Consider the following 25,776-nt stretch of genomic DNA (forward strand, 5'->3'; position numbering starts at 1 on the left):
AACGGCTATCTGGTTCCGACCCGCAAGCGGACCCTCCGCGAACGACAAGGCGCAAAGCTCCCATGATCCCCGATTTCCTCGTCACCCATTCCGGTGGCTTCCATGCCGATGAATTGCTGTCGAGCGTCATTCTGACCCGGCTTTTTCCGCAGGCGCGTATCGTCCGCAGCCGGGCGCCGGAATGGATCACGCCGGGGCAAGGCCGCATCATCTATGATGTCGGCGGTGCCTATGATCCTGCTGCCGGGATATTCGATCACCACCAGCGCGGCGCGCCGACGCGCGAAGATGGCCAGCCCTACAGCTCGTTTGGCTTGATCTGGAAGCATTACGGCCGTGATTATCTTGCAGCCTCCGGCCTTCCCGAAGCTCATGTCGAGGCTGTGCACGGCACTTTCGATGCGGGCTTCGTGCTGCCCATCGATCTGACCGACAATGGCGCGCTCAGCCCCTCGGGACCGTTGGCGGGCTTGACGCTGCCGGCGCTGCTGGAGACGCTGAAACCGGTTTTCGACGAAGCGGAACCCGAGGCCGACGATCGCGCCTTCCACGCAGCACTTGCCATTGCCCGCAGTTTCGTCGAGGCGAGGATAGCCCAGAGCGCTGCAAAGTTGCGGGCCGAGGCGATGGTGCATCGGGCAATCGAGGCTGCGGGGCAGGGGCGCGTTCTGGAGTTGCCGAGGGGAATGCCGTTCCGTCCCGCCATCGTCAAGGCAGGGGCCGATCACCTGCTGTTCGTCGTCCATCCGCGCGAAAAGGATTGGTGCGTGACCGGCATCCGACGGGCCGAAGAGGGCTTCGAGCTCAGGGCCGATTTGCCGGCAGCCTGGGCCGGTCTCGCCAATGGAGAGCTAGAGGCGGTTTGCGGCATAGAGGGCGCGAGCTTCTGCCACAACGGCCGCTTCATCGCCGCCGCCAAGACTCGCGAGGCAGCACTTGCCATGGCGGATTTGGCGGTGACGGAGGCGCTTTCGATCGGGATGTAGTGGCCGTTGTCCGCGCCGGGTTCACCTGATCTCATATGCGTTCAGGTGAACCCAACTGTGAGGCGATTGACTTGCATCCGCGAAGGATTAAGCTTCTAGCCATAACAACCACCACCCACACGCGAGAGATAATGGAGGGTGTGAGTGGCCGGCGACCTTGAGGAGGATGAGGTTTGCCATGGATTACCGTGTTGTTCTGCTGATTGGTGCAACTGCGATTGCCCTTTTCCCCGGTCATGCCGGGGCGCAGGAGGGTGATGCGACGGCTGGCGCCACTGTTTTCAAGAAATGCGCAACCTGTCATGTCGTCGAGTCCGATACCAACAAGGTCGGTCCGTCGCTGAACAAGCTTTTCGGCAGGAAGGCCGGGACGCATCCCGATTTCGCCTATTCGGCCGCAATGAAGGCGGCCGGTGAAGGCGGCCTCGTCTGGGACGAGACGGTGCTGCGCGACTACCTCCATAATCCGAAGGCAAAGGTGAAAGGCACGAAGATGGCCTTTGTCGGCGTGAAGGACGATCAGGAGATCACCGATCTCATCGCCTATCTCAAACAATATTCGCAGTGATGGGCAATATTCGCAGTGACGGGCAATATTCGCAGTGACGGGCAATACCCCAAATGACGGGCCGCGGCCGGGTGGCGCATGGCTAAATTGCCGTAATTGCCGATATTTTCTATCTGTGCGATAATAAAGACGGACTTGTTGCGGAATGCGGTTTCACGGGTCAACCTGCTCGAGGAGGAGCGGAAATGGCTGTCGTGCTGATCCTCGTCCTGATTGTCGTCGGCTCCGTGCTGTTTCATGTGCTGAGCCCGTGGTGGTGGACGCCGATCGCGTCCAACTGGACCTATATCGACAGTACCCTCGTCATCACCTTCTGGATCACCGGTATCGTCTTCGTAGCGGTGGTGTCGTTCATGGCCTACTGCGTCTTCCGCTTCCGGCACAAGCCCGGCAACCGGGCGCATTATGAGCCCGAGAACCGCCGGCTGGAATTGCTGCTGGGAGGGGGAACGGCAGTCGGTGTCGCGGCGATGCTGGCGCCCGGCCTCATCGTGTGGAACCAGTTCATCACGGTGCCTGCCGATGCCGCATCGGTCGAGGTCGTCAGCCAGCAATGGCTGTGGAGCTTCCGCCTGCCGGGTGCCGACGGAAAGCTCGGCCGCGCGGAGACGCGCGACGTCAGCCCCGAGAACCCGCTCGGTCTCGACAAGAACGACGCAAGCGGCCTCGACGACATCATCATCGAGGGCGGCGAGCTGCATCTGCCGATCGGCAAGCCGGTGCACATCCTGCTGCGCTCCGTCGATGTGCTCCATGATTTCTATGTGCCGGAATTCCGCGCCAAGATGGACATGATCCCCGGGATGATCACCTATTTCTGGCTCACGCCGACGCGGACAGGGACTTTCGAGATCCTCTGCGCCGAACTCTGCGGCGTCGGCCATCCGCAAATGCGTGGTACCGTCGTCGTCGACAACGACGCGGACTACCAGACCTGGCTCGGGCAGCAGCAGACATTCACCCAGCTGACGGCGTCATCGGGAGAGCCGCCGCCGGCAAACTGACTTCGGCGCAGCGGTCGTAGGCCGGTTCACGGAACCGGCGGGGAAAGGGAAGAGAGATCATGGTCGAGATTCCATCCGGCAGCATCCCCTCCGCCGAAGTCGAGGATGTCGAGCTTTATCATCCGCACAGCTGGTGGACCAAATATGTGTTCAGCCAGGATGCCAAGATCATCGCCGTGCAATATTCGATCACTGCGATCTCGATCGGCCTGGTGGCGCTGGTGCTTTCCTGGCTGATGCGAATTCAGCTGGCCTTTCCCGGCGCTCTCTCCTTCATCGATGCCGATCATTATTACCAGTTCATCACCATGCACGGCATGATCATGGTGATCTATCTTCTGACTGCACTCTTCCTCGGCGGCTTCGGCAATTACCTCATTCCGCTGATGGTCGGCGCGCGCGACATGGTGTTTCCCTACGCGAACATGCTGAGCTACTGGATCTATCTGCTTGCGGTTCTGATCCTTGCTGCCGGCTTTTTTGCGCCCGGCGGCCCGACGGGGGCCGGCTGGACGCTCTATCCGCCGCAATCCGTGCTCTCCGGCACGCCGGGCGGCAAGGACTGGGGCATCCTGCTGATGCTTTCGTCGCTGATCGTCTTCATCATCGGCTTCACCATGGGCGGCCTGAACTATGTGGTGACCGTGCTGCAGGGACGCGCACGCGGCATGACGCTGATGCGGATGCCGCTCACCGTCTGGGGCATCTTCACCGCGACCGTGATGGCGCTGCTCGCCTTTCCCGCCCTCTTCGTCGCCTGCGTCATGATGATGTTCGACCGCGTGCTCGGCACCAGCTTCTTCATGCCGGCGATCGTCGAAATGGGCACGCAGCTGCAACATGGCGGCGGCAGCCCGATCCTGTTCCAGCATCTGTTCTGGTTCTTCGGGCATCCCGAAGTCTATATCGTCGCGCTGCCGGCCTTCGGCATCGTCTCCGACCTGATCAGCACGCATGCACGTAAGAACATCTTCGGCTACCGCATGATGGTCTGGGCGATCGTCATTATCGGGGGCTTGAGCTTCGTCGTCTGGGCGCACCACATGTATGTGAGCGGCATGAACCCGGCCTTCGGCTTCTTCTTCGCCACCACGACGCTGATCATCGCCGTGCCCACCGCGATCAAGGTCTATAACTGGGTGCTCACCCTCTGGCGCGGCGACATCCACCTGACGCTGCCGATGCTGTTTGCGCTCGCCTTCATCGTCACATTCGTCAATGGCGGCCTGACCGGGCTGTTTCTCGGCAATGTCGTCGTCGACGTGCCGCTGTCGGATACGATGTTCGTCGTCGCGCATTTCCACATGGTCATGGGGGTGGCGCCGATCCTCGTCATCTTCGGGGCGATCTATCACTGGTATCCGAAGGTGACGGGCCGCATGCTGAACGACACGCTCGGCCATATCCACTTCTGGATCACCTTCCTCGGCACCTATGCGATCTTCTTCCCGATGCATTATCTCGGCCTGCTCGGCGTGCCGCGCCGCTATTTCGAGATGGGAGAGACGGCCTTCGTTCCGCCTTCGGCCCATTCGCTGAACATCTTCATCACGGTGATGGCGCTGATCGTCGGGGCCGGGCAGATGGTCTTCCTGTTCAATCTGGTCTGGAGCCTTTTCCGGGGCAGGGAGGCGGGCGGCAATCCGTGGCGGGCGACAACGCTCGAATGGCAGACGCCGCAGACGCCGCCGGCACATGGCAACTGGGGCAAGGATCTGCCTGTCGTCTACCGCTGGGCCTATGATTACAGCGTGCCGGGGGCGGCCGAGGATTTCATCCCGCAAAATGTGCCGGCAAGCGATGGCGTCACCCGGGAGGTTCCGGCATGAACGTCATCCTGGTCTTCCTTGCCGCAGTCGCCGCCATCATCATCTGGTGGCTTTCCGGGCAGCGGCTGACATCCAAGCCCTGGCTGGAGACGGGGTCGGTGCAGCTGCCGGCTCATGACGGCGCCGATCGGCCAGCCGTGCCGGCGGTGAAGATCGGCCTCTTCGTGTTTCTCGGCGTCGTCGGCGCGCTCTTCAGCCTTGCCGTCAGCGCCTATTTCATGCGCATGGCGTCGGCGGACTGGTGGGGGATGCCCATTCCGCGCCTGCTCTGGGTCAACACAGCAGCACTGGCCTTGAGCAGCGCCGCGCTGCAATGGGCCAAACGAGAAGCGCGGCACGGCCGCATGGAAGCCCTGCGGCCGGCGCTTGTGACGGGACTTGCGCTTGCGGTCTTCTTCCTCGTCGGACAAATCCAGGCTTGGCGGGAACTGACGGCCGCCGGCTACGTGCTTGCCGACAACCCCGCCAACAGCTTCTTCTACATGCTGACCGGCCTGCACGGGCTGCATATTCTCGGCGGGCTTGCCGTGCTCACGCACACGACGGTCAAGGCATTCTCAACCGACGTCGCGCCGGAAAGACTGCGCCTCAGCGTCGATCTTTCCAGCATCTACTCGCATTTCATGCTCGCCGTCTGGCTCCTGCTTTTTGCGCTTTTTGCCGGCTGGGCGAATGATTTCGTCGATCTCTGCCGGACGTTGTTGAAATAGGGGCTGAACCAGGAGGTTTGCAGATGGCACAGACTATCGAGACGCATGGCGAGCCAGGCCTCCGGCCGGCCGGTCTGCGCGGTGTCGCCGCCGATTTCAGCTCGGATCAGCGCGCCTTCAAGACCGCCTCCTGGGGCAAGGCGATGATGTGGATCTTTCTGCTCAGCGACACCTTCGTCTTCGGCTGTTTCCTGATCGCCTATATGACCGCCCGCATGTCGACGCCCGTGCCATGGCCCAATCCGAGCGAGGTTTTCGCGCTGCATATTGGCGGGCAGGATGTTCCGCTGATCCTGATCGCGATCATGACCTTCGTGCTGATTTCGAGCAGCGGCACCATGGCGATGGCGGTCAATTTCGGCTATCGTCGCGACCGCCACAAGACCGCGGTGCTGATGCTGCTGACGGCGCTTCTCGGGGCATGCTTCGTCGGCATGCAGGCCTTCGAATGGACCAAGCTGATCACCGAAGGCGTGCGCCCCTGGGAGAACCCGTGGGGGGCCGCACAGTTCGGATCGACCTTCTTCATGATCACCGGCTTTCACGGCACCCACGTGACGATCGGCGTCATCTTCCTCATCATTACCGCCCGCAAGGTCTGGCGGGGCGATTTCGACGTGGAGCGGCGCGGCTTTTTCACCAGCCGGAGAGGGCGCTACGAGGCCGTCGAGATCATGGGCCTCTACTGGCACTTCGTCGACCTGGTCTGGGTCTTCATCTTCGCGTTTTTCTATCTGTGGTGAGGTCGTCATGAGCGAGACAGCAGCGCATGGGCAAAGCCCGCATACACAGGCCCTGCACGCACAAGATCACGGGCAGCAGCATCCGATCGGGCTCTATTTCTTCGTCTGGGGCCTGCTCTTCGTGCTCAGCGCCTTTTCCTATATGGTCGATTATCTCGGGATCCACGGCTATCTGCGGTGGACGCTGATCCTGCTGTTCATGATGCTGAAGGCCGGGCTGATCGTCGCCGTCTTCATGCACATGGCCTGGGAACGGCTGGCGCTGGTCTACGCCATCCTGCTGCCGCCGGTGCTGCTGCTGGTTTTCGTGGCACTGATGGTATCGGAAGCGGACTATACGATCTTCACCCGGCTCGCCTTCTTCGGTGCCGCGCCTTAGATATCGGTCATCAGGTGCGACTATCTCAACCGGAGCAAATATGGCCGAGATTTTGCTGTTCCACCACGCTCAAGGGCTGACGCCTGGCGTGCGCGCCTTCGCCGACGAGATTGCGGCCGCCGGTCACATCGTGCACACGCCTGATCTGTTCTACGGGCGCATATTCGACAGCATCGAGGCGGGGCTTGCCTATATCGGCGAGATCGGATTCGACGCCATGCGGGAGCGTGGCGTCCGGATCGCCGACGACCTGCCTCGCGAACTGGTCTATGCCGGGTTCTCATTCGGCGTACTGCCGGCGCAGAAGTTGGCACAGACACGGCCTGGTGCCCGCGGGGCTCTGCTTTTTTACTCCTGCCTGCCGATCAGTGGCGAATGGGCTTTCGGGCCTTGGCCGGAGGGCGTCGCCGTCCAGATCCACGGCATGGACAACGACCCGATTTTCGCAGGCGAGGGCGATATAGATGCCGCCCGCGAGATCGTGGCGAAGGTCGAGGACGCGGAGCTTTTTCTCTACCCTGGCGATCAGCACTATTTTGCCGACAGTTCGCTGCCGTCCTATGATGCGGATGCGACCGCGCTCCTCATCACCCGGGTGTTGGCGTTCCTGGGTCGCCGCTGATCCCGGCGGATCCCCCACAAAATCCCCACCTAAAACACGTCCTAAAACATGATGGAGGTCGCGCCGGGCGACGATCTCGGCAATGATGGCCGCCTATTCGCCACGATCCTGTCAGGCCATGCTGTTTATTCCGCTTCCCTTCGCCGTTGCCCTGCTGCTGCTTGTCCTCTTCGTCACGGTCCTCAGGCGCGACGAGGAGGCGGTGCCGAACCGGCCATTTCTGGCGCTCATCCTGCTCGCCGCGCTGCAATCCGTGCTCTCCGGCCTGCGTTGGGGATATGGAGTGCAGGCCATCGGCTTGATCGCGCCGGTGATTGCGGCGATGGTGCCGCCGCTCGCCTATGCCGGGGTTTCCCGGCTGGTGCGGACCAGCCGGCGGCCACTGCCGGCGCGGGTCGCTCTGCACGCCGTTCCCGCCGCGCTTGTCCTGCTGCTGATGGCCGTTTGGCGCGAGGCGATCGATATCGCGCTGGTGCTGATCTTCGTCGGTTATGCCCTGGCCATTTTGCTTCTGATGCGCCCGGGCGCCGATGCGCTGCGGCTGGCGCCATTCGAAGGGGCGGTGCCGGCCTACCGGGCGATCATCTTTGCGGCCGCCGCTCTGTGTCTCTCGGCCGCGCTCGATACCTTCGTCTTCCTCGACCTCACCTCGGCCCATAGTGCGCGGGCGCTGATGCTGATCAGTATCGGAAATCTCGCCGTCCTCGTCATCCTCGGCATCGCGGCGGCCGCCGCCAGCGGAAGCCGGGCGCCGGCCGAGATGGTGGAGACGGCGCCGCGGCCGGAGACGAGCGAGGACAAGGAAACGATCGCTGCGGTCGATGCGCTGATGGAGGCCCGCAAACTCTATCGCGACGCCAATCTCAATCTCGACCGGCTGGCCCGCAAGACCGGCATTCCCGCCCGCCAGATTTCGGCGGCGATCAACCGGGCGATGGACAAGAACGTCTCGCAATATGTCAATGACTACAGGATCGGCGAGGCCTGCCGGCTGCTTGCCGGCACTGCGAAATCGGTGACCGAGGTGATGTTCGAGGTGGGGTTCCAGACCAAGTCCAACTTCAACCGCGAATTCCGCCGGGTGACGGATATGACGCCGGTTGCGTGGCGGCAGAGGAAGGGGTGAGGGCGGTGTTTCCTCGGCAATGGATGGGCTGTGGTGGCCACCCGCCCTCGTGGTTCGAGACGGCCCACGGGCCTCCTCACCATGAGGGCTAATTGTTGTGCCCTGCGGCTAACTCTCGGCGGCAGGGCGCCGCGTTCTCCAGCGACACAAGCTGTGTCCTCTCTCCGCCCTCATCCTGAGGTGCCCCGCAGGGGCCTCGAAGGACGGGGGCGCTCAAACGTATCGGCATGCCACCCGCCCTCGTGGTTCGAGACGGCCCTGCGGGCCTCCTCACCATGAGGGCTAGTTGTTGCGCCCTGCGGCTAGACGATCGGCGGCAGGGCACCGCGTTTTCCAGCGATACAAGCCGTGTCCTCTCTCCGACCTCATCCTGAGGTGCCCCGCAGGGACCTCGAAGGACGGGGGCGGCCACGTACACAATCGCGATCGAGGACTGCCTGGATCGTGTTCGAGGTCGCGATTTCTGCCGGGTCGGCGATGTTTGCCGGCATGAACACGACAACAGAACATGACCGAGACCTTGCCGCCAAACTCAGATCGCTTTCGATCGAGCCCGGGGCCTTGAAGACCGAGCCGCCGAAGCCTCATGCACGGCGGCGTGTGATCCCCGGCGCTATGCTTGTCCTTGCTGCGATGGCATCGCTGACGGCGGCTCTTTTCTATAGACCTGAGACGCTGCAGCGTGTCGAGACCGCGCTTGCGGGGTATTCGGGCGGCGACCTTGCGATATCTGCTGATCGGGTGAAGGCGCAGGCCAGTGAAAGTGCCGCTGTTGAGGCGGTGCGGACGCCGACCGAGGATGGAGCGAAGAGCACGGCTGCGTCGACCCGGGAAATCACTGGCTCCGGTCATGTCGTGGCACCCGATATCGCCACCGTCTTTTCCAAATATGAGGGCCGGATCGTCGCGGTCGAGGTCGACGCGGGCGACAGCGTCGTCGCCGGGCAGGTGCTGGTGCGGCTTGACGATGCCGGCGCGCGTTTTGCGCTTCGGGGCGCCGGGATAGCAGGGCGGGCGGCGGCGCTGGCGCTCGAGGCGAGGACGATCGAGCTTGCGCAGGCGCGCTCGTCGTTTGCGCGCAGCGAGCGGCTTGCCGGGCGCGATGCCATGTCGGCACAGGCGCTGGAGGAGGCGAGGACGGCTGTCGACAAGGCCGAGAATGCCGCCCTGCAGGCACGCCAGGATGTCGCAAAGGCGGAGCTCGAGATCGACAAGGCGCGCGAGCAGGTGGAGGCGTTGACCGTGCGTGCGCCGATCTCCGGCACCGTCACGCGGCTCGACGCGCATGTCGGCGACACGGTGCTTTCGCGCGAGGACAGTGTGCGGGAGGATGAGAGCCTGCTCACTATTACCGATACGGCGAGCCTGGTCATCGATGCCGATGTGGCCGAGGCCAATATCGCGCTGATGCGGCCGGGCCTGTCGGGCGAGGCGGTGCTCGACGGCTTTCCCGGCCAGCCCTTTGCGATCGCGGTGTCGAAGATCGCGCCGGTCGTTTCGCGGGAAAAGGGGACGGTGACGCTGCGCCTGTCGCTGACGTCGCCGCCGTCCGGCATGCGGCCTGCCATGGCGGCGCGCATCCGGCTGCTGGTGGGGGAGGCGGGGGTGCTCATCACCCGCCCTCGTCCTTCGAGGCTCCGGCCTTTGGCCTGCGCACCTCAGGATGAGGGCTGATCGGTGTGCCCGTGTGGCTGGAAAGCTGATCGGGTGCCGCGCGGCGGCGGGCTGATCGAGTGCCGTGCGTTTTGGCTTCCTGTGCCGCAGAGCGCAGCTTCTCTCCGACCTCATCCTGAGGTGCCCCGCAGGGGCCTCGAAGGACGAGGGCGGCCACCGGTTCCCGGCCTCAAAACAACGAACCACCAAGGAGCAGAGAATGACGGACACTCAAGATCCCTATATCGCGCTTGCCGGCGTCAGGAAGGCGTTCCGGATCGGGGCGGAGACGATACCGATCTTCTCTGGGCTCGACCTTGCCATTCCGCGCGGCGATTTCGTCGCGGTCATGGGGCCGTCGGGTTCGGGGAAATCGACGCTGCTGAATATGCTCGGCGGCATCGACAGCGCTGACGCCGGCGAGATCCGGATTGGGCGCAGCCATCTCGAGCAGATGGGCGAAGGGGCAAGGGCCGCCTGGCGGGCGCACAGCATGGGCATCGTTTTCCAATTCTATAATCTGCTGCCGATGCTGAATGCGGCGGAGAATATCGAGCTGCCACTGCTCTTGAAGCCGCTCGGGCGCAAGGAGCGGCGGGCGCGTGTCGATACGGTGATGGATCTGGTCGGGCTTGCCGGGCGGCAGCGGCAGTTTCCGTCGAGCATGTCGGGCGGGCAGCAGCAGCGCGTCGGCATTGCCCGTGCCATCGTCGCCGATCCCGATCTCATTCTCTGCGATGAGCCGACCGGCGATCTCGACCGGAAATCGGCCAATGATATCCTGGAGATGTTGGGCTTCCTCAATCGCGAGCTTCAGAAGACCATTATCATGGTCACGCACGATCCCGAGGCCGCCGCCTTTGCCCGACGCACGCTGCATCTCAACAAGGGCGAATTCGTCGAGGGGGAAGGCCGATGACCTTTTTCCAGCTGATGCAGCGCAATGCCTGGCGCAAGCGGCTGCGGGCGATCTTGCTGATGTTTTCGGTCGGCATCGCCTTCCTGATCTACGGACTGACGGCGAGTTTCGTCAGCGGCAGCCAGGGTGCGGCCGACGCCAGCGACAATCTGCTCGGCGTGTTCAACAAATCGGGCCGGGGATTGCCGCTGCCGATTGCCTATCTCAACCGGATCGCGGCGGTGGGCGATGTCGCGGCCGTCGCCTATACCGCACGCATGCGCGGCTTCGTCGAGGTCGAGAAGAATGTCGTGGCCGTCAGCGCGGTTGATCCACAGGCGATTGCCGCGGCCAATGGCGCCGAACTCGGGCTGACGCCTGAGCTGATCGCGGCGCTGGAAGAAGGCGGCGACCGGGTGCTCGTCGGCAAGGCGCTGGCTGAGGCGCAGGGCTGGCCGGTCGGCCAGCGTATCGGCCTTACCAGCCAGCTCTTGAAGGCCGACGGCAGCCGGAACTGGAACTTCACCATCGCCGGCATCTTCGAGGGGGCCGATGCCGGCACCGACACCTATTTCATGCTCGCCCGCTACGACATGGTCAATTCAGCCCGCGCACGGGATAGGGATACGGTCGACGCCTTCATGGTGCGCCCGCGCGAGGGTATCGCTTCGGGCGTGCTCGCAGCGCGCATCGACGCGCTCTTTGCCAATTCGGCGGCGCAGACCCGGACGCAATCGGAAAAACAGTTCCTCGAAGGGTTTCTCCGGCAGTTCGCCGATGTCGGGCTGATCGTCAGCCTCGTCGTCGGCGCCGCCTTCGTGACGATCCTGATGATATCGGTCAATACCATGCTCTTTGCCATCCGCGAGCGCCGCTTCGAAATCGGCGTGATGAAGGTGCTCGGCTTTTCCCGGGGCCACATCGTCGTGCTCATTCTCGGCGAGACGCTGTTCATCTTCGCCATCGGCGGGGCGGGCGGGCTCGTTCTGGCCAAGCTCGCGACGCTCTCGATCGGGCCGGAATTCGGCCTCGTCTTCAGCGGTGAGGTGCTGCTGAAATCCGTCGCGATCATTGCCGGGCTCGGCCTTCTCACCGGGTTGCTGCCGGCCGTGAACGCCATGCGTCTGCCGATCGTCAACGCCTTCAAAACGAGATAGTCCAATGTCATCAGCGCTCAAGCAGACCTTTCTCATGATCAGAATCAATCTCGGCAGCCTCCAGCGGCGGCTCACGATTTCGCTGTCGATGGTGCTGTCGGTCGCCCTCGTGGTGGCGGTGCTGTCGGGCTTTCTGGCGATGGCGCGCGGTTTCGAGGCGGCTCTTGCCGGGGCCGGCTCGCCAGACATTGCCGTCATCCTCGGCGGCGGCACCAGCCAGGAAACCGGCTCCGACGTGCCGGCAGATGCGATCCGCAGCCTGACCGCCATCAGCGGCGACACCGGGATCGCGCGCGACGGGGCCGGCAGGCTGTCGCTGTCGCGCGAGACCATCGTGCCGATCGATGTAAAGGGCAGCGACGGTGCCGAGCAGACGCTGTCGCTGCGGGGCATGGACCGCACGGGGCTCGATCTGCGCGGCCGCGCCCGGCTTTCGCAGGGGCGGCTGTTTGCGCCGGGCGCACGCGAGATCGTCGTCGGCGCTCGCATCGCAGACGCTTTCTCCGGCTTTGCCGTTGGCCAGAGGGTGCGGTTCGGCGCGGTCGACTGGACCGTCGCCGGCCATTTCACCTCCGGCGGCAGCGCCTTCGAATCCGAGATCTGGGCGGACCTTGACGCGGTGCAATCGGCCTTCGACCGCCAGGGACAGGTGCAGAGCCTGCGCGTGCGGCTTGCCGGTGGCGACCCTGCAACAGCACTGGCGGTGCTGCTCGAGCGTCTGTCCGATATATCAGGCACGCCGCTCACATCAATCCCTGAGGCCGATCTCTATGCCGCGCAGGCCGAGCGCACCGAGAGCCTGATCCGCCTGTTCGGCTGGCCAGTCGCGCTGCTGATGGCGGTCGGCGCGACGGCGGGCGCTTTGAATACGATGATGAGCTCGGTTTCCGACCGCGCGACCGAGATCGCCACCTTGCGCCTGCTCGGCTTTTCCCGCCTGCCGGCCTTCGCCGCCACCTGGGTCGAGGCAGTGCTGCTATCGGCGCTGGGAGCGGCAGCCGGTGCAATCGCCTCCCGTCTTGCCTTTAACGGCTGGCAGGCGAGCACGATGGGCGCCAACAACACCAAGATGGCTTTCCAGTTGGTCGTGACACCAGATGTGATTTTGACCGCCGGGCTGCTGGGGCTGGCGATCGGCATCCTCGGCGGCGCCTTGCCGGCGCTGGCGGCGGCAAGGCTGCCGCTGAGGGCGGCGTTGCGGGCGAGGGGGTGAAGTCGTGCCTCGGAAGACCTTGGCGGCCGTGCCGTGTGGCCCCCTCATCTGCCTGCCGGCATCGACCGGGGTCGAGCCACGGGTCTCGACCCGTCCTTCGGACCCCCGCTGGGGAGAAGAGGAATCGAGGCGACGTCTTGCCCTTCTCGGACGCATCCGCTGTGGACGCGAAGCTCGCGTCTTGCCCGCTTCTCCCCTGGGGGAGAAGATGCCGGCAGGCAGATGAGGGGGCCACATGGCAGGCCTTTTATTGCCTGGCTCCATCCCCACACGCCGCCGATTCATGCAATTACGCCGCCGGAAATTTTTCGGATAAGTTGCATCTTTCCAGTGGCTTAGCAAATCCGGGCATTGCCTGTGGAGTAAGGTCCGCAAACCGACCCCGTGCCGCATTGACAACATCTTCTCGCCCTTTTGCCGTGGCGGGTTGCCCCCGCCGCGTTCGGACGGCCGGTTCCGGTCGATTCGCGTGGCAATGTAGCGATCCGACGAACAGGGCAACATTGGCGATATGACAATCTACTATGTGAACTCAGCGACTGGCTCCGACCGCAATGGCGGGACGGACCAGAAATCGGCTTTTGCGACTTTGTCCAAAGTGGAATCCTTGGGACTGAAACCGGGAGACAGCGTGCTTCTTGCCAAGGGAAGCGTGTTCAACGAACAGTTCGATATCAAATATTCCGGCAGCGAGACTGCGCCGATCAAGATCGGCAGTTACGGAACGGGGGCCGCACCCGTTATCCACAGCGGCGGCGACGGTATTCACAGCCTTTATGCCTCGAACATCGTCATTGAGAACCTGAAGATATCGAACACCGGCGGTGCGGCCATCTATGGCGGCGATGTCACCAACTGGACGGTCCGCAATGTCGAGATCGCCAAGTCGGGGCAGTCGGAAAGTGCCGGTGCTGTCACCTTCAGGAACAGCAAGAACGTCACGGTCGAAGACAGCAAGATATCGGATGTCAAAGGCGACGGCTTCTGGATCGAAAAGGTCAGCGGCGTCAAACTTCTCAACAATACGGTCACCAGCGCCAATGGCTCGACGGCCGATGCCGTGCAGATCAACGACAGCAGCAACATTCTGATCAAGGGCAATCATCTCGACCAGACGCATGCCGTCAGTCCGAAGGGGGGGATCGCGCTGGTGCGGGCCACCGATGCCGTGGTCGCGGACAATGTCCTGACCGGCGGGGGCTTCGGCATCAGCGCGCCTGCGGGCAAGAACGTCGCCATCCACGGCAACGACATATCGGGATATCACGGTTACAGCTGGTCCTTCGCCGTCGGCCTCGGCGATCAGGGCAGTGCGCGGGATTACGACATCTCGGGCAACCATATTCACGATGGCGCCTGGGGCGTGGCCGTCAGCGGCGCCACCGGCACTAGCTATAGCCTCACGAATATCAAGGTCCACGACAATGTCTTCGACGACCTCACCCAGGCGGCGCTGAAGGTCGACAGGCCGGCATCCGGCTCCTTCTACAACAACACCATCGAGACCGGCGTCAAGGCCACCAGCATATCGCCCGCCATCGTCGACGCGCACACCTTTTCCGTCAGCAACAACCACACGGTCGCAAATGTCGAGACGGCGCTTGCAAGCACCGAGACCAAGGTTGCCGCAACGACGGAGGCGGTTGCCGACCCGGCAGTCGTCGCCGTCCACGACAATCTGAAGATCTTCACCGATACGGGCGAGGCCCATCGCGGCAATCTTCTGGAAAACGACAGCTCCGACAACGAGACGCTGGTGCTTCGCCGCTTCGGCGACGAAGCCGTCGGCAAACACGGCCTGACGCTGACCGGAGACTACGGTTCCATCCACGTGGACCGGGAGGGCAACTATGCCTATACGCTCGATGAAACGAAGCTGCCCGACGACCATAGCGGGCATGTGAGCGAGTCTTTCAAGTACGGCATCGACGATGGAACCTCGCATCACAGCGACGCGGATACGCTGACCGTCTTCATCCATATGGATGGCTTGCTGAGCTAGGATAGGGGGACGGCCTCTCTCCGCCCTCGTCCTGAAGCGTCCCGTGAGGGGCGTTGAAGGTCGGGGGCGGCCATTCCCTTACGTTCATTGCAAACGGTCCGTTACCGTTTCATTCACCTTTCGGTCGTTATTTTATAGATTATTTTCTCTTAAGTTGTATTGTCGAGGATGCAGCCACCGCCAGGCTTCTCGGGAGCATTGCAGGCCACAGCCTGTCTACCGCCGTCGTGACAATCGAAGATTGTCCTATGGCCTTTCGCCCCGACCGCATCCGATCCACTCATCGCAGCTGATCCCCAAACAGCTGCGCGACAATGCGAGCATATGGCGATATGACAGTCTATTATGTGAACTCGGCGACAGGCGCCAACAACAACAGCGGCACGAGCGAGGATGCGCCTTTTGCATCCTTCTGGGCGGTGGAAAATTTGAAGCTGCAGCCCGGCGACACCGTGCTGCTCGCCGCCGGAAGCGTTTATAACGATCAGCTCGACCTGAAATATTCCGGCACCGCCAGCGCCCCGATCACCATCGGCAGCTACGGGATCGGCGATGCGCCGGTCATCCATAGTCCAGGCGACGGCATTCACAGCCTTTATGCGTCGAACATCGTCATCGAGAACATCAAGATCTCGGATACCGGCGGAGCAGCCATCTATGGCGGTTATGTTTCGAACTGGACGGTGCGCAATGTCGAGGTCGATCACACCGGTTTGGCGGGCAAGTCCGGTTCCGTCACCTTCCGGACGGGCTCGAACATCACCATCGAAAACAGCACGATCAACGACGTGAATGGCGACGGCGTCTGGATCGAGAAGATCAACGGCGTCACCCTTCTCAACAATACCGTCACCAATGCTCACGGCACCACGGCAGATGCCGTGCAGATGAACGACAGCAGCAACATCCTGATCAGCGGCAATTATCTCGACCAGACGGGCGCCGTTAGCCCTAAGGGCGTGCTGGCGCTCGTCCGGCCTGTGAATGCCGTGATCGAGGACAATACGCTGGTTGGCGGCGGCTTCGGGGTGGCCGCCCAGGCGGGCACGAATATCGCCATCCACGACAACGACATATCGGGATACGGCGGCTACAGCTGGTCCTACGCCGTCGGCCTCGGCGACCAGGGCGACACGAGGGACTATGATATCTCAGGCAATTACATCCATGACGGCGTATGGGGCGTGGTGGTCAGCTCTGCCGGCACCACCAGTTACGTCCGCGAAGATATCGACGTCCACAACAACGTTTTCGACGACCTGTCGCAGGCGGCACTGAAGGTCGACAGGCCTGCATCCGGGGCTTTCCACGACAATGTCATCGCCAGCGATGTGACGCCGTACAGCATATCGCCGGCCATCATCGCCGCGAACACCTTTCCCGTCAGCAACAACACGACGCTCGAGGAGGCTGATGCCCTGTTCGTGAGCCTTGATAGTCACGTTGCCGGCGATACAACGCATGTGGGCGCGGCCCCGATAATTGTCGCGGCCCATGACAGCTTGAAAATCTCAGCCGACACGGATGACGCCCATCACGGCAATCTGCTGGAGAACGACAGTTCGGCCAATGGGATCCTGCTGCTTCGCCGCTTCGAGGGCGAAGTCGTCGGCAAGAACGGTCTGACGCTGACCGGCCAATACGGCACCATCCATGTCGACGATCACGGCGACTACAGCTACACGCTCGATGCGGCGAAGCTCGCCGGCGTTAGCGCAGACGTGAGCGAGACGTTCCACTATAAGATCTCCGATGGGGCTGCGCATCATTTCGATACGGATACGCTGAGCATTTCCATCGATGTGGATGGTGTGCTGATCTGACAGAAGGATACCGCCAGCAGCTCATCGGCCGCCGAGCAGGATCCTGGTGACGTCGATTTCGATTTCGGCGCAGATGATCTCGTATTCGCTGACGATCGCCGGGTCGGCCGACTGATCCTTGCGCATGCGATCAAGAACGGCGCAGGCCTCGCCATAGGCTCCGCACAGTTCGTAAAGATGGGGCTGGCTCGCCGCGGCTGCTCTGATCGTTGCCCTCGTCGCGGGCAGCCTCATCATCAGCCTGGCCAGCCCCTGTTCGGCGACTTGCCGGACGATGTGTGCGACGCCTTCTTTCCTGACCATACCATCAACCCTCGCTGCCTGTATTCCGCTGTCGAGAGTTAGTACGCAGGAATGCTGCATCTGGTTTCATACCAGATGCAAGATCGTCCTTTAAAACCTCTGTTCTGGAGGAAGTCCGGCACGGCCGGCAGTTGGCGATCGGCGGCTTTCTCTGCTCTCCGCCTACGAAGAGAGGCCGATCGTGATGGTGGCGGAAAGCACGCCGCCATCGAGCTTCTCGAAGTCGAATATGTGATCGGCGGCATCCTCCGGGATGATGCCGTCCGCTTCATTGCGGGTATCGCGGGGAGGTCGTCCAAGATAGTCCGGATGCTCGCCATAGATGATGTCGCTCAGCGTGTCGTCGAAATAGATCTGGCTGACGAGAAGCTCCTTGCCTTCGACGAGGATACGGCAGTGAACATGCGGCGTGCGGCCCTTGTACCATCCGGGATAGGCCGTCAGGAAGCTTGCCTGCCCCTCCGCATCCGTCGGCTGGCGTCCGCGAAAGGCGAGGCCGCTGATTGCCTCGGCATCACCGAGCGTACACATGTCGGCGGCCTCGCGGCCGGAATAGATGCCACGATGATCAGTATGCCAGATTTCGATGTCGGCATTTTCGATCGGCCGGCAATCGGCGGCATGGACGATACGAACGGCCAGCCGCAACGGCAATCCGGCCTTTCCTTCCGACAGGTCCTGACGGGTCGGAATATTGCTGACGTGGCAGGGGCCAAGGGTTTGTGCTGATGTCACGATGCAATTCGGACGGCTGCGAAAGAGCGGCGCAGGCAGCTTTTCCCATGCGACCGACTTTGTGCCGCCGCTCAGGAAATCCGTTCCCTTCCAGTCGAATGCCCTGGCGGCGACAGTGACATGCCGCCGCGGCCAGATCGCCGCTGCAGCCACGGTCGAGGCCGCAATGGCCGCACCTCCCAGCACCAGAGTTCGCCTTTGCATCGGTCTTCCTTTCCTGAAGACGCAGCGTGTAAGGAGGATGCGCAGCAAACTCCAATTAAATCCAGGCAATGATTGATGGCAGAAAGAGCCAAAGTCTCCAAACTTGCCATTCCCGGTTCCGCAGCCTTTACAGCGCGTCGTGTCTTTTCAGATGCGCAAGGCCGCTGTAACTCTTTGCGGCGGGCATCCGACATTCGTTGCTGAGCCAGGGCAGGGCACATGGAACCAACCCAGTTATTCGAGCTTGTTATCGCGATGTTTCTGGCAATCATCGCGCTGCACTATGCCGCCCACAGGCTCGGCCTGCCGCCGTCCGTCGCGCTGCTGACCGGTGGCGCTTTGCTGGCGTTTGTGCCGGGACTGCCGGCGATTTCAGTCGATCCCGGGCTGGTGCTGGTCATCTTCCTGCCGCCGCTGTTGATGGATGGCGCTTGGTCGATTGCCCTGTCGCGGCTGCGGCGCCACATGATCGGGATCGCCTCGCTTGCCGTCGGTGCGGTCTTCTTCACCTGCGCCGTCGTGGCCGTTGTCGTCCATCTTATCTTTCCGTCACTTCCCTGGGCCGCCTGCGCGGCACTGGGCGCGATCGTTGCGCCGCCGGACGCGGTTTCGGCGCGCGCCGTGCTGGAGCGCGTCAGGCTGCCACGGCGGCTGCAGATTTTGCTGGAAGGTGAGAGCCTGCTCAACGATGCGAGCGGCCTGGTTCTTTTCCGTTTTGCCGTTGCCGCCGCCGCAACGGGCGCCTTCAGCGCGGGGGAGGCGGTTGGCAACTTCTTCGTGCTGGCGCTCGGCGGCGCCATCGTCGGCATCGTCATCGCAGCCGCATGGGTCAAACTTATCCGGCATCTCGGCGACGATTACCTGATCATTGCGGCCACCGTGCTGCTCGGCTGGATTTCCTATCTGCTTGGCGAACTGCTGCATGTTTCCGGGGTCATTGCCACCGTGACCACGGGACTGGTCGCCTCCTGGCACCAGCATACGGTATTTTCAGCGGCGACGCGCATGCGCGGCACGTCGTTCTGGACGGTGATGATCTTCCTGATGGAAGCGGCGGTCTTCACATTGATCGGGCTGTCGCTCCGGGATGTCGTCGAACGCGGCGGCGGCTTCAGCACCGTGATCGCGACAATGGGACTGCCGATGCTGGCAGTCCTCGTGACACTCGTGGCCGCGCGGTTTGCCTGGGTCTTTGCCTCCGATCTCGTCATCAAGTCATGTGCAGCGCTGGGGTTCACCCGAACTCGGCCGCTCGGCGCCGGCGGGGCAACCGTTCTGAGCTGGGCAGGCGTGCGCGGCGTGGTCACGCTCGCCCTGGCGCTGAGCTTGCCGGAGGGTTTCCCCGGCCGTGACTTTATTCTCGCCACGTCCTTTACGGTCATTCTCGGAACCGTACTCGTGCAGGGCACAACATTGGGGCGGGTGATTGCCTGGGCGCGGCTGGCGCCCGAGACGGAAAGAGCGCGCCTGACAATGAGCCAGGCGGAAGCCGCCATGGCACAGGTGCAGCTCGGGATCGTGCAAAACCTGGCCTATGACGCAGAGGGAAAGCTCATCCATCCGCAATTGCTGGAGCGCTATCAGCGCAGGGCGACAGCTATTGTCGACTATGCAGAGAGAACCGAGCACTACGTGCCGCTGCTCCATGCTCATTTCGACGTTGTTCTCGAAGCGGTTGCGACGGGGCGCCGGGAACTCATTCGCCTCCACCGCGCCGGCGACATCGATGACGAGACGTTGGACGAGCTAGAACGCGATCTCGATCTCGAGGAACTGAGCGCGATCTCGGCCAAGGCCTGACGTTCGGTATCTCGCACCGCGGCGCGTGCCTATCCGGCCACTGTAAACTTGGCTTCCCGCGCTAAATGGCAATCTGTTCGCCGAGCTCGACGACACGGTTCGACGGCAGGTTGAAGTAATCGGAAGGATCGATCGCCAAGCCTTCCAATGCCATGAATATGCGCTCCTGCCAGCCGGGCAGGCCGGTGTTCGGCGTCCTCACGAGGTTCCGTCGACCGAGATAGAAAGAGGTCTTCATGATCTCGAACTTGAAACCTCCCTCCCGGCAGAGCGCCAGCGCCCTGGTGACATCAGGGTCGTCCATGAAGCCGAAGGTGAGATCGAGGCGCACGAAGCGCGGCGAGAGTTGGCTGATCTTGATGCGCCTGTTGTCGGGGACATAAGGTTCGTCTTCGGTCCAGACGGTTAGGATGACGTTCTGCTGGTGGAGCACGTGGTTGTGCTTGAGATTGTGGAGCAGAACGTTCGGCGTCCGGTCCGGGACGCTGGTCAGGAAGACTGCCGTTCCCGGAACGGTGACCGGCGAATGGTCCGACTTTCGCTCGATCGATCTGATGAAGGAATCAAGCGGGATTTCATTGTTGGCGCGCAGTCTCTTCAAATAGGCCTGCCCGCGGGTCCATGTCCACATCAGGATCATGATCGCCAGCGCAAGGGCGACCGGAACCCAGCCGCCATCGTAGATCTTCAAGAGGTTGGCCGCCAGGAACAGGACTTCGATGATGAAGAGCGGCAGCAGCAGGGCAGCGGCGAGCACGAGGGAGTAACCCCAGACGGCGCGAAGGAACTGGAAGACCAGCATGGTCGTGATGACCATGGTTCCGGTCACCGAGATGCCGTAGGCCGTCGCCAGCGACTCGGAGTCGCCGAAGGAAAAGATCAGCATCAGGACGCCGACCAAGAGGAGAAGATTGACGCTCGGCACGTAGATCTGGCCGGTGTTGGTCTCCGACGTGAACTTGATCCGCAGCCGCGGCAGAAAGCCGAGGTGAACGGCCGAGCGGGCCAGCGAAAACGCACCTGTTATGACAGCCTGGCTGGCAATGATCGTCGCCATCGTCGCCAGCAGCACCACCGGCAGCAAGGCCCAATCGGGATACATCAGAAAGAATGGATTGGCAGCCGTTTCGGGATGGGCGAGAACGAGCGCGCCTTGTCCGAGATAGTTGAGAAGCAATGCCGGAAAGACGAGCACGAACCATGCCGTCTGGATCGGGCGGCGCCCGAAATGCCCGAGATCGGCATAGAGCGCTTCGCAGCCGGTGACGGTCAGAAAGACGGCGCCGAGCACGATGAGGCCGACAGTGCCGGCATGCGTGAGGAACAGGAATGCATTGACCGGATTGAGCGCCTCCAAAATAGCCCAGTCGTCACCGATATGGATCAGGCCGCCCGCCGCCATCGCCAGAAACCACAACACCGTAATCGGCCCGAAAAACATCGAAACGGCAGCGGTTCCCCGCGACTGGACGCCGAACAGAACGATCATGATCGCAGCCGACGCCAGCGGCACATAGTCGGCAAAGGCCGGGGTGACCAGCTTCAGGCCTTCGAGCGCCGACATGACCGACAGAGCAGGCGTGATCATCGCATCGCCGATGAAGAGAGCCGCTCCGATCAGGCCGGCGAAGAAGAGCACGGGGACGTTCCGTCCCATCTTCTTCATCAGGAGGGCGAGAAGTGAAAGCGTGCCGCCTTCGCCGTCATTATCCGCCCTGAGAAGGAAGAGCACATATTTGAAGGTCACAATGATCGTCAGCGTCCAGACCATCAGCGAAATGAGCCCGATGACCTCGGCCTCATGCACGCCATCGGCGGCAAAGGGCCTCAGCGCCTCACGAAGGGCATAGAGCGGGCTGGTGCCGATATCGCCATAGACGACGCCGATCGCGCCGACGACCAGTCCGACAAAGCCCTTGCGGCCGGCACCTTCACCCGTATTGTCTGCACGCGTTGACGTCATGGTTCCCCGCTCATGCCACTTGGCCATGCACACAAACATATGCCGCATTGCAGAACGGCAAGTAAATTGATGCGGGTGCGAATTTTTTGTGAGGGCAGAAGGCGGGCCGGGGAGGCCAGCATCCGCTTTTGGCGTCACAAACAGTTGGCTTGACGGTTGTTTCGGCGAGCCGCCAACTTCTCTTGAAACGAGCGGCGGCACCAGCATGCTGACAGGAAGTGTCAGCAACGGTGGGAGATAAGCGAGAACCGCGGATTTTTGGGCCAGTCGCCATTTCGTCGGAACGTCCGGCTATCTCGGATGCCTGGACTTCAATCCCCGCCCCAATCGGAGCAAGTCCCCGAGATGAAGCCGCATCATCGCATTTTCTTCATTCAATTTGCCGTGGCCCTTTCCGTCGGTGCGTTTCTTTCGCGGCTGCCCGATCTGCAGCGCAAGTTCGGTCTTGCCGAAGGCGAACTCGGCCTTTTGCTCGCTGTCTTGTCCTCAGGGGTTCTGTGCGGGCTGACGTTCTCGGTGAGGTTCATCGAGAGGCTCGGTGCACGCAAAACCGCCTTCGTCACCGTCTTCGGCGCCTCACTGTTTTTGGCGCTGATCGCCTGGATGCCTTCGGCTCCGTCGGCGGTGCCTTTGTTCTTCATTGCCGGCATTTTCACCGGGGCATTCGAGATCAACGCCAATATCGAAACCGATCGCCATGAGGCGCTGCTCGGATACCGCATCATGAGCCGGGCTCACGGCATGTGGAGCCTCGGCTTCTGCCTCACCGCCCTTGTTGCCGCCGGCATGCGGCAGGCTGCCGTCTCGATCGAACTGCATACTTTCCTCATCCTCGTCATTGTCTTGATTGCGGGTTCCATCGTTTTCTCCGGGATCGAGAATGCGCCCAAGCGGCGCGATGCTCACCCCGGACATGCGCCGCTTATCGCTTTTCCCACCGTCGGGCTGCTGCCCCTTTGCCTCGTCGGCGCAGCTCCGCTTCTTGCCGAAGGCGCAAGCGTCGATTGGTCGGCAATCTATATGCGGGACGTATTTGCCGTCGAACCATTCGTCGGCGGGCTCGGCGTGACCATCTTCTCCTTGCTGATCGCCATCGGACGGCTCGGCATGGACCCTGTCATCGACCGCTTCAATCCCCGCCCGGTCGCCATAACCCTCCTTGGAATTACGGCCATCGGTGTCGTGATGGTTGCGACGGCGACGCATCCTGTTGTCGCGCTTGCGGGCTTCGGCCTGACGGGGATCGGCTGCTCATCGGTCTATCCGCTTGCCATCTCGGCTGCGGCCCGGCGCAGGGATCGCCCTGCACCGGTCAGCGTTGCAGCACTCGGGCAGACGACGTTTCTCGTGTTTTTCGCCGGGCCGCCGCTGCTCGGTTTCGTTGCCGAACACCTCGGCATCCGCTTCTCGTACTGGGCAGTCGTCCCTGTTCTCGCCGCGGCACTTCTGGTCACCAGAGCGCTTGCCGCGGATACTGATCCGGTCACAGGCCGGCCCGAACCGGTGCAACCTCACGGTTGACTCGCCGCGCCGGCTATCCGCTGTCCGGCAGCGTCCATCTCCACAACCGACAGGGTGGCGCACGACCAGCTTTGGCTGCTGAATGGGCGCGGGCGCAATGTATTTCCCATCGCGACTAAGTATTATTGGGGTCGTCTTAAATATAGCTCGTATAGGTGATGGCCGCGACCGCTCACTGCTGTCAACTTTTTGGTGAATCAACTTGTTGCTCAATCACTTGCGGGTGCGGGTCATCCTACCCAGAAGGAACTGGGTTTGGATGGCGAAACTCTAGTCTTTCGGCCCGACAAAACATGCGGTTTGCTGAGTTTTCGATGGTCGGGGCCAGCCCCTGCCTGCAGCGGTTTCGTGCCTTTCTCCAGCCTAATTTCCGCCGTCAAAATGCCAGTATTAGTTGTTTCTAAATCACGCCATAATTGGCTTCTACGTTGCCGCGCCTGTTTTATTCTTCGCCACATTTCGGAATTTCAGCGTTATACAAACAATGGTGGGTAACTATGAAGGTTATTCTCGTCATCGTCCTCACGGTGCTTGCCGTGCCCTGTGAGGCGGACATGCTGGGCACGGCGGTCAAGTACAAGAGCATGCACGAACGCTCCATCTCCTTCCTCAGCATCAATCCCCGCAGGGTATCGTGGTGCGGGGCGTTCCTGGCCTTTGTCGCCAAGCGATCTTCGCGACAACCACCGCCCAACCCCAATATGGCGGTGTCCTGGAGGAAGTTCGGCAAGCCGGTGTTCTTCGGCGCCGCCAGGCGAGGGGATGTTGTGGTCATCCGCACCGGAAGGCGCTTTCATGTCAGCCTTTTCGATCACATCGACCAGCGCCGGCAGTACGTCTACCTGTTCGGCGGCAATCAATCCAATCGCGTGCAATTGTCCAGGTACCGCGCCAGCTCAGTCGTCGCAGTGCGACGATGAGGGCGGAGAGAAGGGTGCACTTGTGTCACCCGACGGTGTCGCTGCGTGCCAGCGGCCAGACTTTGCAGGGCTATGGATTGGCAAAGGACGCAACGGCTTTTGTTTTGATGCCTGTCGTTATCCCGGAACCGCTGTACACTTCCGGGCGACATGCATTAGCGCTGATGAGAATTGCCGCTGACGCTCCTGAACGCAGCGATGATGCTCTCCGCCGCCAGTTCCGCCTGATCCGATGTCGTCTGAAAATTGGTGACGGAGAGGCGTAACACGTCGCGGCCGTGCCATTTGGCGCCGCCGGCAAAGATCAGGCCATCCGCCTGGATCTTTTCGATCGTCTTTCGGGTCATGGCATCGCCTTCTTCGTCCGGGCGGTCGGCTGCGAAGCGGATGACGAGCTGGTTCAGCGCGACCTCGTTCAGAATGGCGATGCCGGGCTCGCGCCCGAGCAGGTCGGCCGCAAGGCGTGCCGAGGCACAGCACTGGTCGATGAGAGCGGCCACGCCTTCGCGGCCGAGATGTTTCAGCATTGCCCAGGTGGCAAAGCCGCGCGCCCGTCTTGATAGCTCCGGCACGTAGTGGGAAGGATCGCGTTCGCCTTCGCCGGCGAGCGGCAGATAGCTTGCGGCGATCGTCATGGCGCGGCGATGGGCGAGCTCGTTGCGGACGATCGCATAGCCGCAATCATAGGGGGTCTGCAGCCATTTGTGGCCGTCGGTCGCCCAGCTGTCGGCGGCTTCGATGCCGCGGCTGAGATGGCTGGTCTTCACCGACGCCTGCGCCCAGAGGCCGAAGGCGCCATCGATATGTACCCAGGCGCTTTTCGCTTTCAGCAGCGGGATGATCGCGGCGAAGTCGTCGAAAGCGCCGGTATTGATCTGTCCCGCCTGGAGAATGGCGATGATGGGACCGGAGACCGTATCGAGCGCGCCGTCCAGCGCGGCCGGGTCTATCCGTCCCACCGGATCGGTGCGCACGCGCAGCACGCGATCATGGCCGAGGCCCAGGAATTGCAGCGCGGAGAATACCGTCGTGTGAGCATCGTCACCGATCAGCACGGTGATTTCGGGCGCGCCGAACAGGCCGCGGACATCGCCATCCCAGCCGACCTGGCGCAGCACCTCGCCGCGGGCGGCGGCAAGGCAGGTGAAGTTCGCCACCGTCGCGCCCGTGACGAAGCCGACCGAGCTTTCAGCCGGCAGCTTCAGGAGATCGAGAAGCCATCTCGCAGCGACCGTCTCGACGGCGGCAGCGGCCGGGGCGGCGGTATGGTTTCCGGCATTCTGGCCCCAGGCGCTGGTGAGGAAATCGGCTGCGACGCCGACGGGATGGGAACCGCCGATGACCCAGCCGAAGAAGCGTGGGCCTGTCGTCGCATGCAGCCCGGGTTCGGCGCCATCCGCGAGCTGCGTGATGACCTCAAGCATCTGCGAACCGACCGTTGGCAGCGGCTCGTCAAAACAGGCAAGCGAGGTGGCGTAGTCGTGAGTGGGCATATGGCGGGCGGGTGCCGCCTGCCGAAACCCGGCCGCAAGTCGGGCAGCTTCCTGAAACAGAGATGCAATTGCCGACATGCGGATCCCCCTGCCGCCGACCGTCCCCCTCGACGCAAGCTGTCGG

The 25,776-nt window shown here is 62.4% G+C and carries 21 protein-coding genes and 1 pseudogene; 18 read left to right on the forward strand and 4 right to left on the reverse strand.

Features of this window, described 5'->3' with window-relative positions:
• The first annotated feature begins 62 nt into the window (after positions 1–62).
• From FHX14_RS24570 to FHX14_RS24640, 15 genes and pseudogenes are all read left to right on the forward strand, one after another.
• Positions 63–986, forward strand: a complete 924-nt coding sequence (locus tag FHX14_RS24570; RefSeq protein WP_184379264.1) for an MYG1 family protein — start codon at positions 63–65, stop codon at positions 984–986.
• Between the two features lie 178 nt (positions 987–1,164).
• Positions 1,165–1,554: a cytochrome c family protein gene (locus tag FHX14_RS24575; RefSeq protein WP_054183399.1), complete on the forward strand. Its 390-nt coding sequence runs from the start codon at positions 1,165–1,167 to the stop codon at positions 1,552–1,554.
• 185 nt (positions 1,555–1,739) lie between these two features.
• Positions 1,740–2,558, forward strand: a complete 819-nt coding sequence (locus tag FHX14_RS24580; RefSeq protein WP_003593752.1) for a cytochrome c oxidase subunit II — start codon at positions 1,740–1,742, stop codon at positions 2,556–2,558.
• Between the two features lie 59 nt (positions 2,559–2,617).
• Positions 2,618–4,387: a cytochrome c oxidase subunit I gene (gene ctaD / locus FHX14_RS24585; protein ID WP_184379266.1), complete on the forward strand. Its 1,770-nt coding sequence runs from the start codon at positions 2,618–2,620 to the stop codon at positions 4,385–4,387.
• Entirely contained in the window at positions 4,384–5,097 is a 714-nt protein-coding gene (locus tag FHX14_RS24590; RefSeq protein WP_184379268.1) for a cytochrome c oxidase subunit 3, read from the forward strand. The genes ctaD and FHX14_RS24590 overlap by 4 nt, the downstream gene beginning before the upstream one ends.
• 23 nt (positions 5,098–5,120) lie before the next feature.
• Positions 5,121–5,840, forward strand: coding sequence for a heme-copper oxidase subunit III family protein (locus tag FHX14_RS24595; protein WP_003593758.1), 720 nt, complete (start codon positions 5,121–5,123; stop codon positions 5,838–5,840).
• A 7-nt stretch (positions 5,841–5,847) separates the two neighbouring features.
• Complete coding sequence (locus FHX14_RS24600) at positions 5,848–6,219, forward strand: cytochrome C oxidase subunit IV family protein (RefSeq protein WP_184379270.1); 372 nt, start codon at positions 5,848–5,850, stop codon at positions 6,217–6,219.
• A gap of 40 nt (positions 6,220–6,259) precedes the next feature.
• The gene (locus FHX14_RS24605) at positions 6,260–6,841 is read left to right on the forward strand and encodes a dienelactone hydrolase family protein (protein ID WP_184379272.1); all 582 of its coding nucleotides are present in this window, start codon (positions 6,260–6,262) and stop codon (positions 6,839–6,841) included.
• Between the two features lie 82 nt (positions 6,842–6,923).
• Positions 6,924–7,967 carry an AraC family transcriptional regulator gene (locus tag FHX14_RS24610; protein WP_184379274.1) on the forward strand — a complete coding sequence of 348 codons (1,044 nt, stop codon included), beginning with the start codon at positions 6,924–6,926 and terminating at the stop codon, positions 7,965–7,967.
• Positions 7,968–8,411: 444 nt separating this feature from the next.
• Positions 8,412–9,634 (forward strand): annotated as a pseudogene (locus FHX14_RS24615) (efflux RND transporter periplasmic adaptor subunit).
• 206 nt (positions 9,635–9,840) lie between these two features.
• Positions 9,841–10,539 carry an ABC transporter ATP-binding protein gene (locus FHX14_RS24620; protein WP_183691040.1) on the forward strand — a complete coding sequence of 233 codons (699 nt, stop codon included), beginning with the start codon at positions 9,841–9,843 and terminating at the stop codon, positions 10,537–10,539.
• Positions 10,536–11,675 (forward strand): FtsX-like permease family protein, encoded by a 1,140-nt coding sequence (locus FHX14_RS24625; protein ID WP_184379278.1) that lies wholly within the window; start codon positions 10,536–10,538, stop codon positions 11,673–11,675. Before FHX14_RS24620 ends, FHX14_RS24625 begins: the two co-directional genes overlap by 4 nt.
• A gap of 4 nt (positions 11,676–11,679) precedes the next feature.
• Positions 11,680–12,888, forward strand: a complete 1,209-nt coding sequence (locus FHX14_RS24630) for an ABC transporter permease (RefSeq protein WP_184379280.1) — start codon at positions 11,680–11,682, stop codon at positions 12,886–12,888.
• A gap of 511 nt (positions 12,889–13,399) precedes the next feature.
• Positions 13,400–14,890 (forward strand): right-handed parallel beta-helix repeat-containing protein, encoded by a 1,491-nt coding sequence (locus FHX14_RS24635; RefSeq protein WP_184379282.1) that lies wholly within the window; start codon positions 13,400–13,402, stop codon positions 14,888–14,890.
• Between the two features lie 332 nt (positions 14,891–15,222).
• Positions 15,223–16,713, forward strand: coding sequence for a right-handed parallel beta-helix repeat-containing protein (locus FHX14_RS24640; protein ID WP_183691033.1), 1,491 nt, complete (start codon positions 15,223–15,225; stop codon positions 16,711–16,713).
• Between the two features lie 21 nt (positions 16,714–16,734).
• On the opposite strand, the gene FHX14_RS24645 is transcribed toward FHX14_RS24640, so the two are convergent.
• Both FHX14_RS24645 and FHX14_RS24650 read right to left on the reverse strand, forming a co-directional pair.
• The gene (locus tag FHX14_RS24645; protein WP_184379284.1) at positions 16,735–17,016 is read right to left on the reverse strand and encodes a nodulation protein; all 282 of its coding nucleotides are present in this window, start codon (positions 17,014–17,016) and stop codon (positions 16,735–16,737) included.
• Between the two features lie 162 nt (positions 17,017–17,178).
• On the reverse strand, positions 17,179–17,955 hold the full coding sequence (locus FHX14_RS24650; RefSeq protein ID WP_184379286.1) for a protocatechuate 3,4-dioxygenase: 777 nt from the start codon (positions 17,953–17,955) through the stop codon (positions 17,179–17,181).
• Positions 17,956–18,174: 219 nt separating this feature from the next.
• Between FHX14_RS24650 and FHX14_RS24655 the strand changes: the two genes are divergently transcribed.
• Positions 18,175–19,755, forward strand: coding sequence for a Na+/H+ antiporter (locus FHX14_RS24655; RefSeq protein WP_184379288.1), 1,581 nt, complete (start codon positions 18,175–18,177; stop codon positions 19,753–19,755).
• Positions 19,756–19,816: 61 nt separating this feature from the next.
• On the opposite strand, the gene FHX14_RS24660 is transcribed toward FHX14_RS24655, so the two are convergent.
• Complete coding sequence (locus FHX14_RS24660; RefSeq protein WP_179613581.1) at positions 19,817–21,718, reverse strand: potassium transporter Kup; 1,902 nt, start codon at positions 21,716–21,718, stop codon at positions 19,817–19,819.
• A gap of 345 nt (positions 21,719–22,063) precedes the next feature.
• Between FHX14_RS24660 and FHX14_RS24665 the strand changes: the two genes are divergently transcribed.
• Both FHX14_RS24665 and FHX14_RS24670 read left to right on the forward strand, forming a co-directional pair.
• Positions 22,064–23,239: an MFS transporter gene (locus tag FHX14_RS24665; protein WP_184379290.1), complete on the forward strand. Its 1,176-nt coding sequence runs from the start codon at positions 22,064–22,066 to the stop codon at positions 23,237–23,239.
• Between the two features lie 497 nt (positions 23,240–23,736).
• Positions 23,737–24,159, forward strand: coding sequence for a TIGR02594 family protein (locus FHX14_RS24670; protein WP_003593775.1), 423 nt, complete (start codon positions 23,737–23,739; stop codon positions 24,157–24,159).
• A 155-nt stretch (positions 24,160–24,314) separates the two neighbouring features.
• Here FHX14_RS24670 and FHX14_RS24675 read toward each other — a convergent pair whose 3' ends face one another.
• Positions 24,315–25,730: an aspartate aminotransferase family protein gene (locus FHX14_RS24675; protein WP_184379292.1), complete on the reverse strand. Its 1,416-nt coding sequence runs from the start codon at positions 25,728–25,730 to the stop codon at positions 24,315–24,317.
• Positions 25,731–25,776 lie beyond the last annotated feature (46 nt).

This window comes from Rhizobium sp. BK619 (genome assembly GCF_014195245.1).
GTDB lineage: Bacteria > Pseudomonadota > Alphaproteobacteria > Rhizobiales > Rhizobiaceae > Rhizobium > Rhizobium acidisoli.

Coding starts and splice junctions, on each gene's coding strand:
- FHX14_RS24570 (WP_184379264.1), top strand. CDS start 63: ATGATCCCCGATTTCCTCGTCACCCATTCCGGTGGCTTCCATGCCGAT.
- FHX14_RS24575 (WP_054183399.1), top strand. CDS start 1,165: ATGGATTACCGTGTTGTTCTGCTGATTGGTGCAACTGCGATTGCCCTT.
- FHX14_RS24580 (WP_003593752.1), top strand. CDS start 1,740: ATGGCTGTCGTGCTGATCCTCGTCCTGATTGTCGTCGGCTCCGTGCTG.
- ctaD (WP_184379266.1), top strand. CDS start 2,618: ATGGTCGAGATTCCATCCGGCAGCATCCCCTCCGCCGAAGTCGAGGAT.
- FHX14_RS24590 (WP_184379268.1), top strand. CDS start 4,384: ATGAACGTCATCCTGGTCTTCCTTGCCGCAGTCGCCGCCATCATCATC.
- FHX14_RS24595 (WP_003593758.1), top strand. CDS start 5,121: ATGGCACAGACTATCGAGACGCATGGCGAGCCAGGCCTCCGGCCGGCC.
- FHX14_RS24600 (WP_184379270.1), top strand. CDS start 5,848: ATGAGCGAGACAGCAGCGCATGGGCAAAGCCCGCATACACAGGCCCTG.
- FHX14_RS24605 (WP_184379272.1), top strand. CDS start 6,260: ATGGCCGAGATTTTGCTGTTCCACCACGCTCAAGGGCTGACGCCTGGC.
- FHX14_RS24610 (WP_184379274.1), top strand. CDS start 6,924: ATGATGGCCGCCTATTCGCCACGATCCTGTCAGGCCATGCTGTTTATT.
- FHX14_RS24620 (WP_183691040.1), top strand. CDS start 9,841: ATGACGGACACTCAAGATCCCTATATCGCGCTTGCCGGCGTCAGGAAG.
- FHX14_RS24625 (WP_184379278.1), top strand. CDS start 10,536: ATGACCTTTTTCCAGCTGATGCAGCGCAATGCCTGGCGCAAGCGGCTG.
- FHX14_RS24630 (WP_184379280.1), top strand. CDS start 11,680: ATGTCATCAGCGCTCAAGCAGACCTTTCTCATGATCAGAATCAATCTC.
- FHX14_RS24635 (WP_184379282.1), top strand. CDS start 13,400: ATGACAATCTACTATGTGAACTCAGCGACTGGCTCCGACCGCAATGGC.
- FHX14_RS24640 (WP_183691033.1), top strand. CDS start 15,223: ATGACAGTCTATTATGTGAACTCGGCGACAGGCGCCAACAACAACAGC.
- FHX14_RS24645 (WP_184379284.1), bottom strand. CDS start 17,016: ATGGTCAGGAAAGAAGGCGTCGCACACATCGTCCGGCAAGTCGCCGAA.
- FHX14_RS24650 (WP_184379286.1), bottom strand. CDS start 17,955: ATGCAAAGGCGAACTCTGGTGCTGGGAGGTGCGGCCATTGCGGCCTCG.
- FHX14_RS24655 (WP_184379288.1), top strand. CDS start 18,175: ATGGAACCAACCCAGTTATTCGAGCTTGTTATCGCGATGTTTCTGGCA.
- FHX14_RS24660 (WP_179613581.1), bottom strand. CDS start 21,718: ATGACGTCAACGCGTGCAGACAATACGGGTGAAGGTGCCGGCCGCAAG.
- FHX14_RS24665 (WP_184379290.1), top strand. CDS start 22,064: ATGAAGCCGCATCATCGCATTTTCTTCATTCAATTTGCCGTGGCCCTT.
- FHX14_RS24670 (WP_003593775.1), top strand. CDS start 23,737: ATGAAGGTTATTCTCGTCATCGTCCTCACGGTGCTTGCCGTGCCCTGT.
- FHX14_RS24675 (WP_184379292.1), bottom strand. CDS start 25,730: ATGTCGGCAATTGCATCTCTGTTTCAGGAAGCTGCCCGACTTGCGGCC.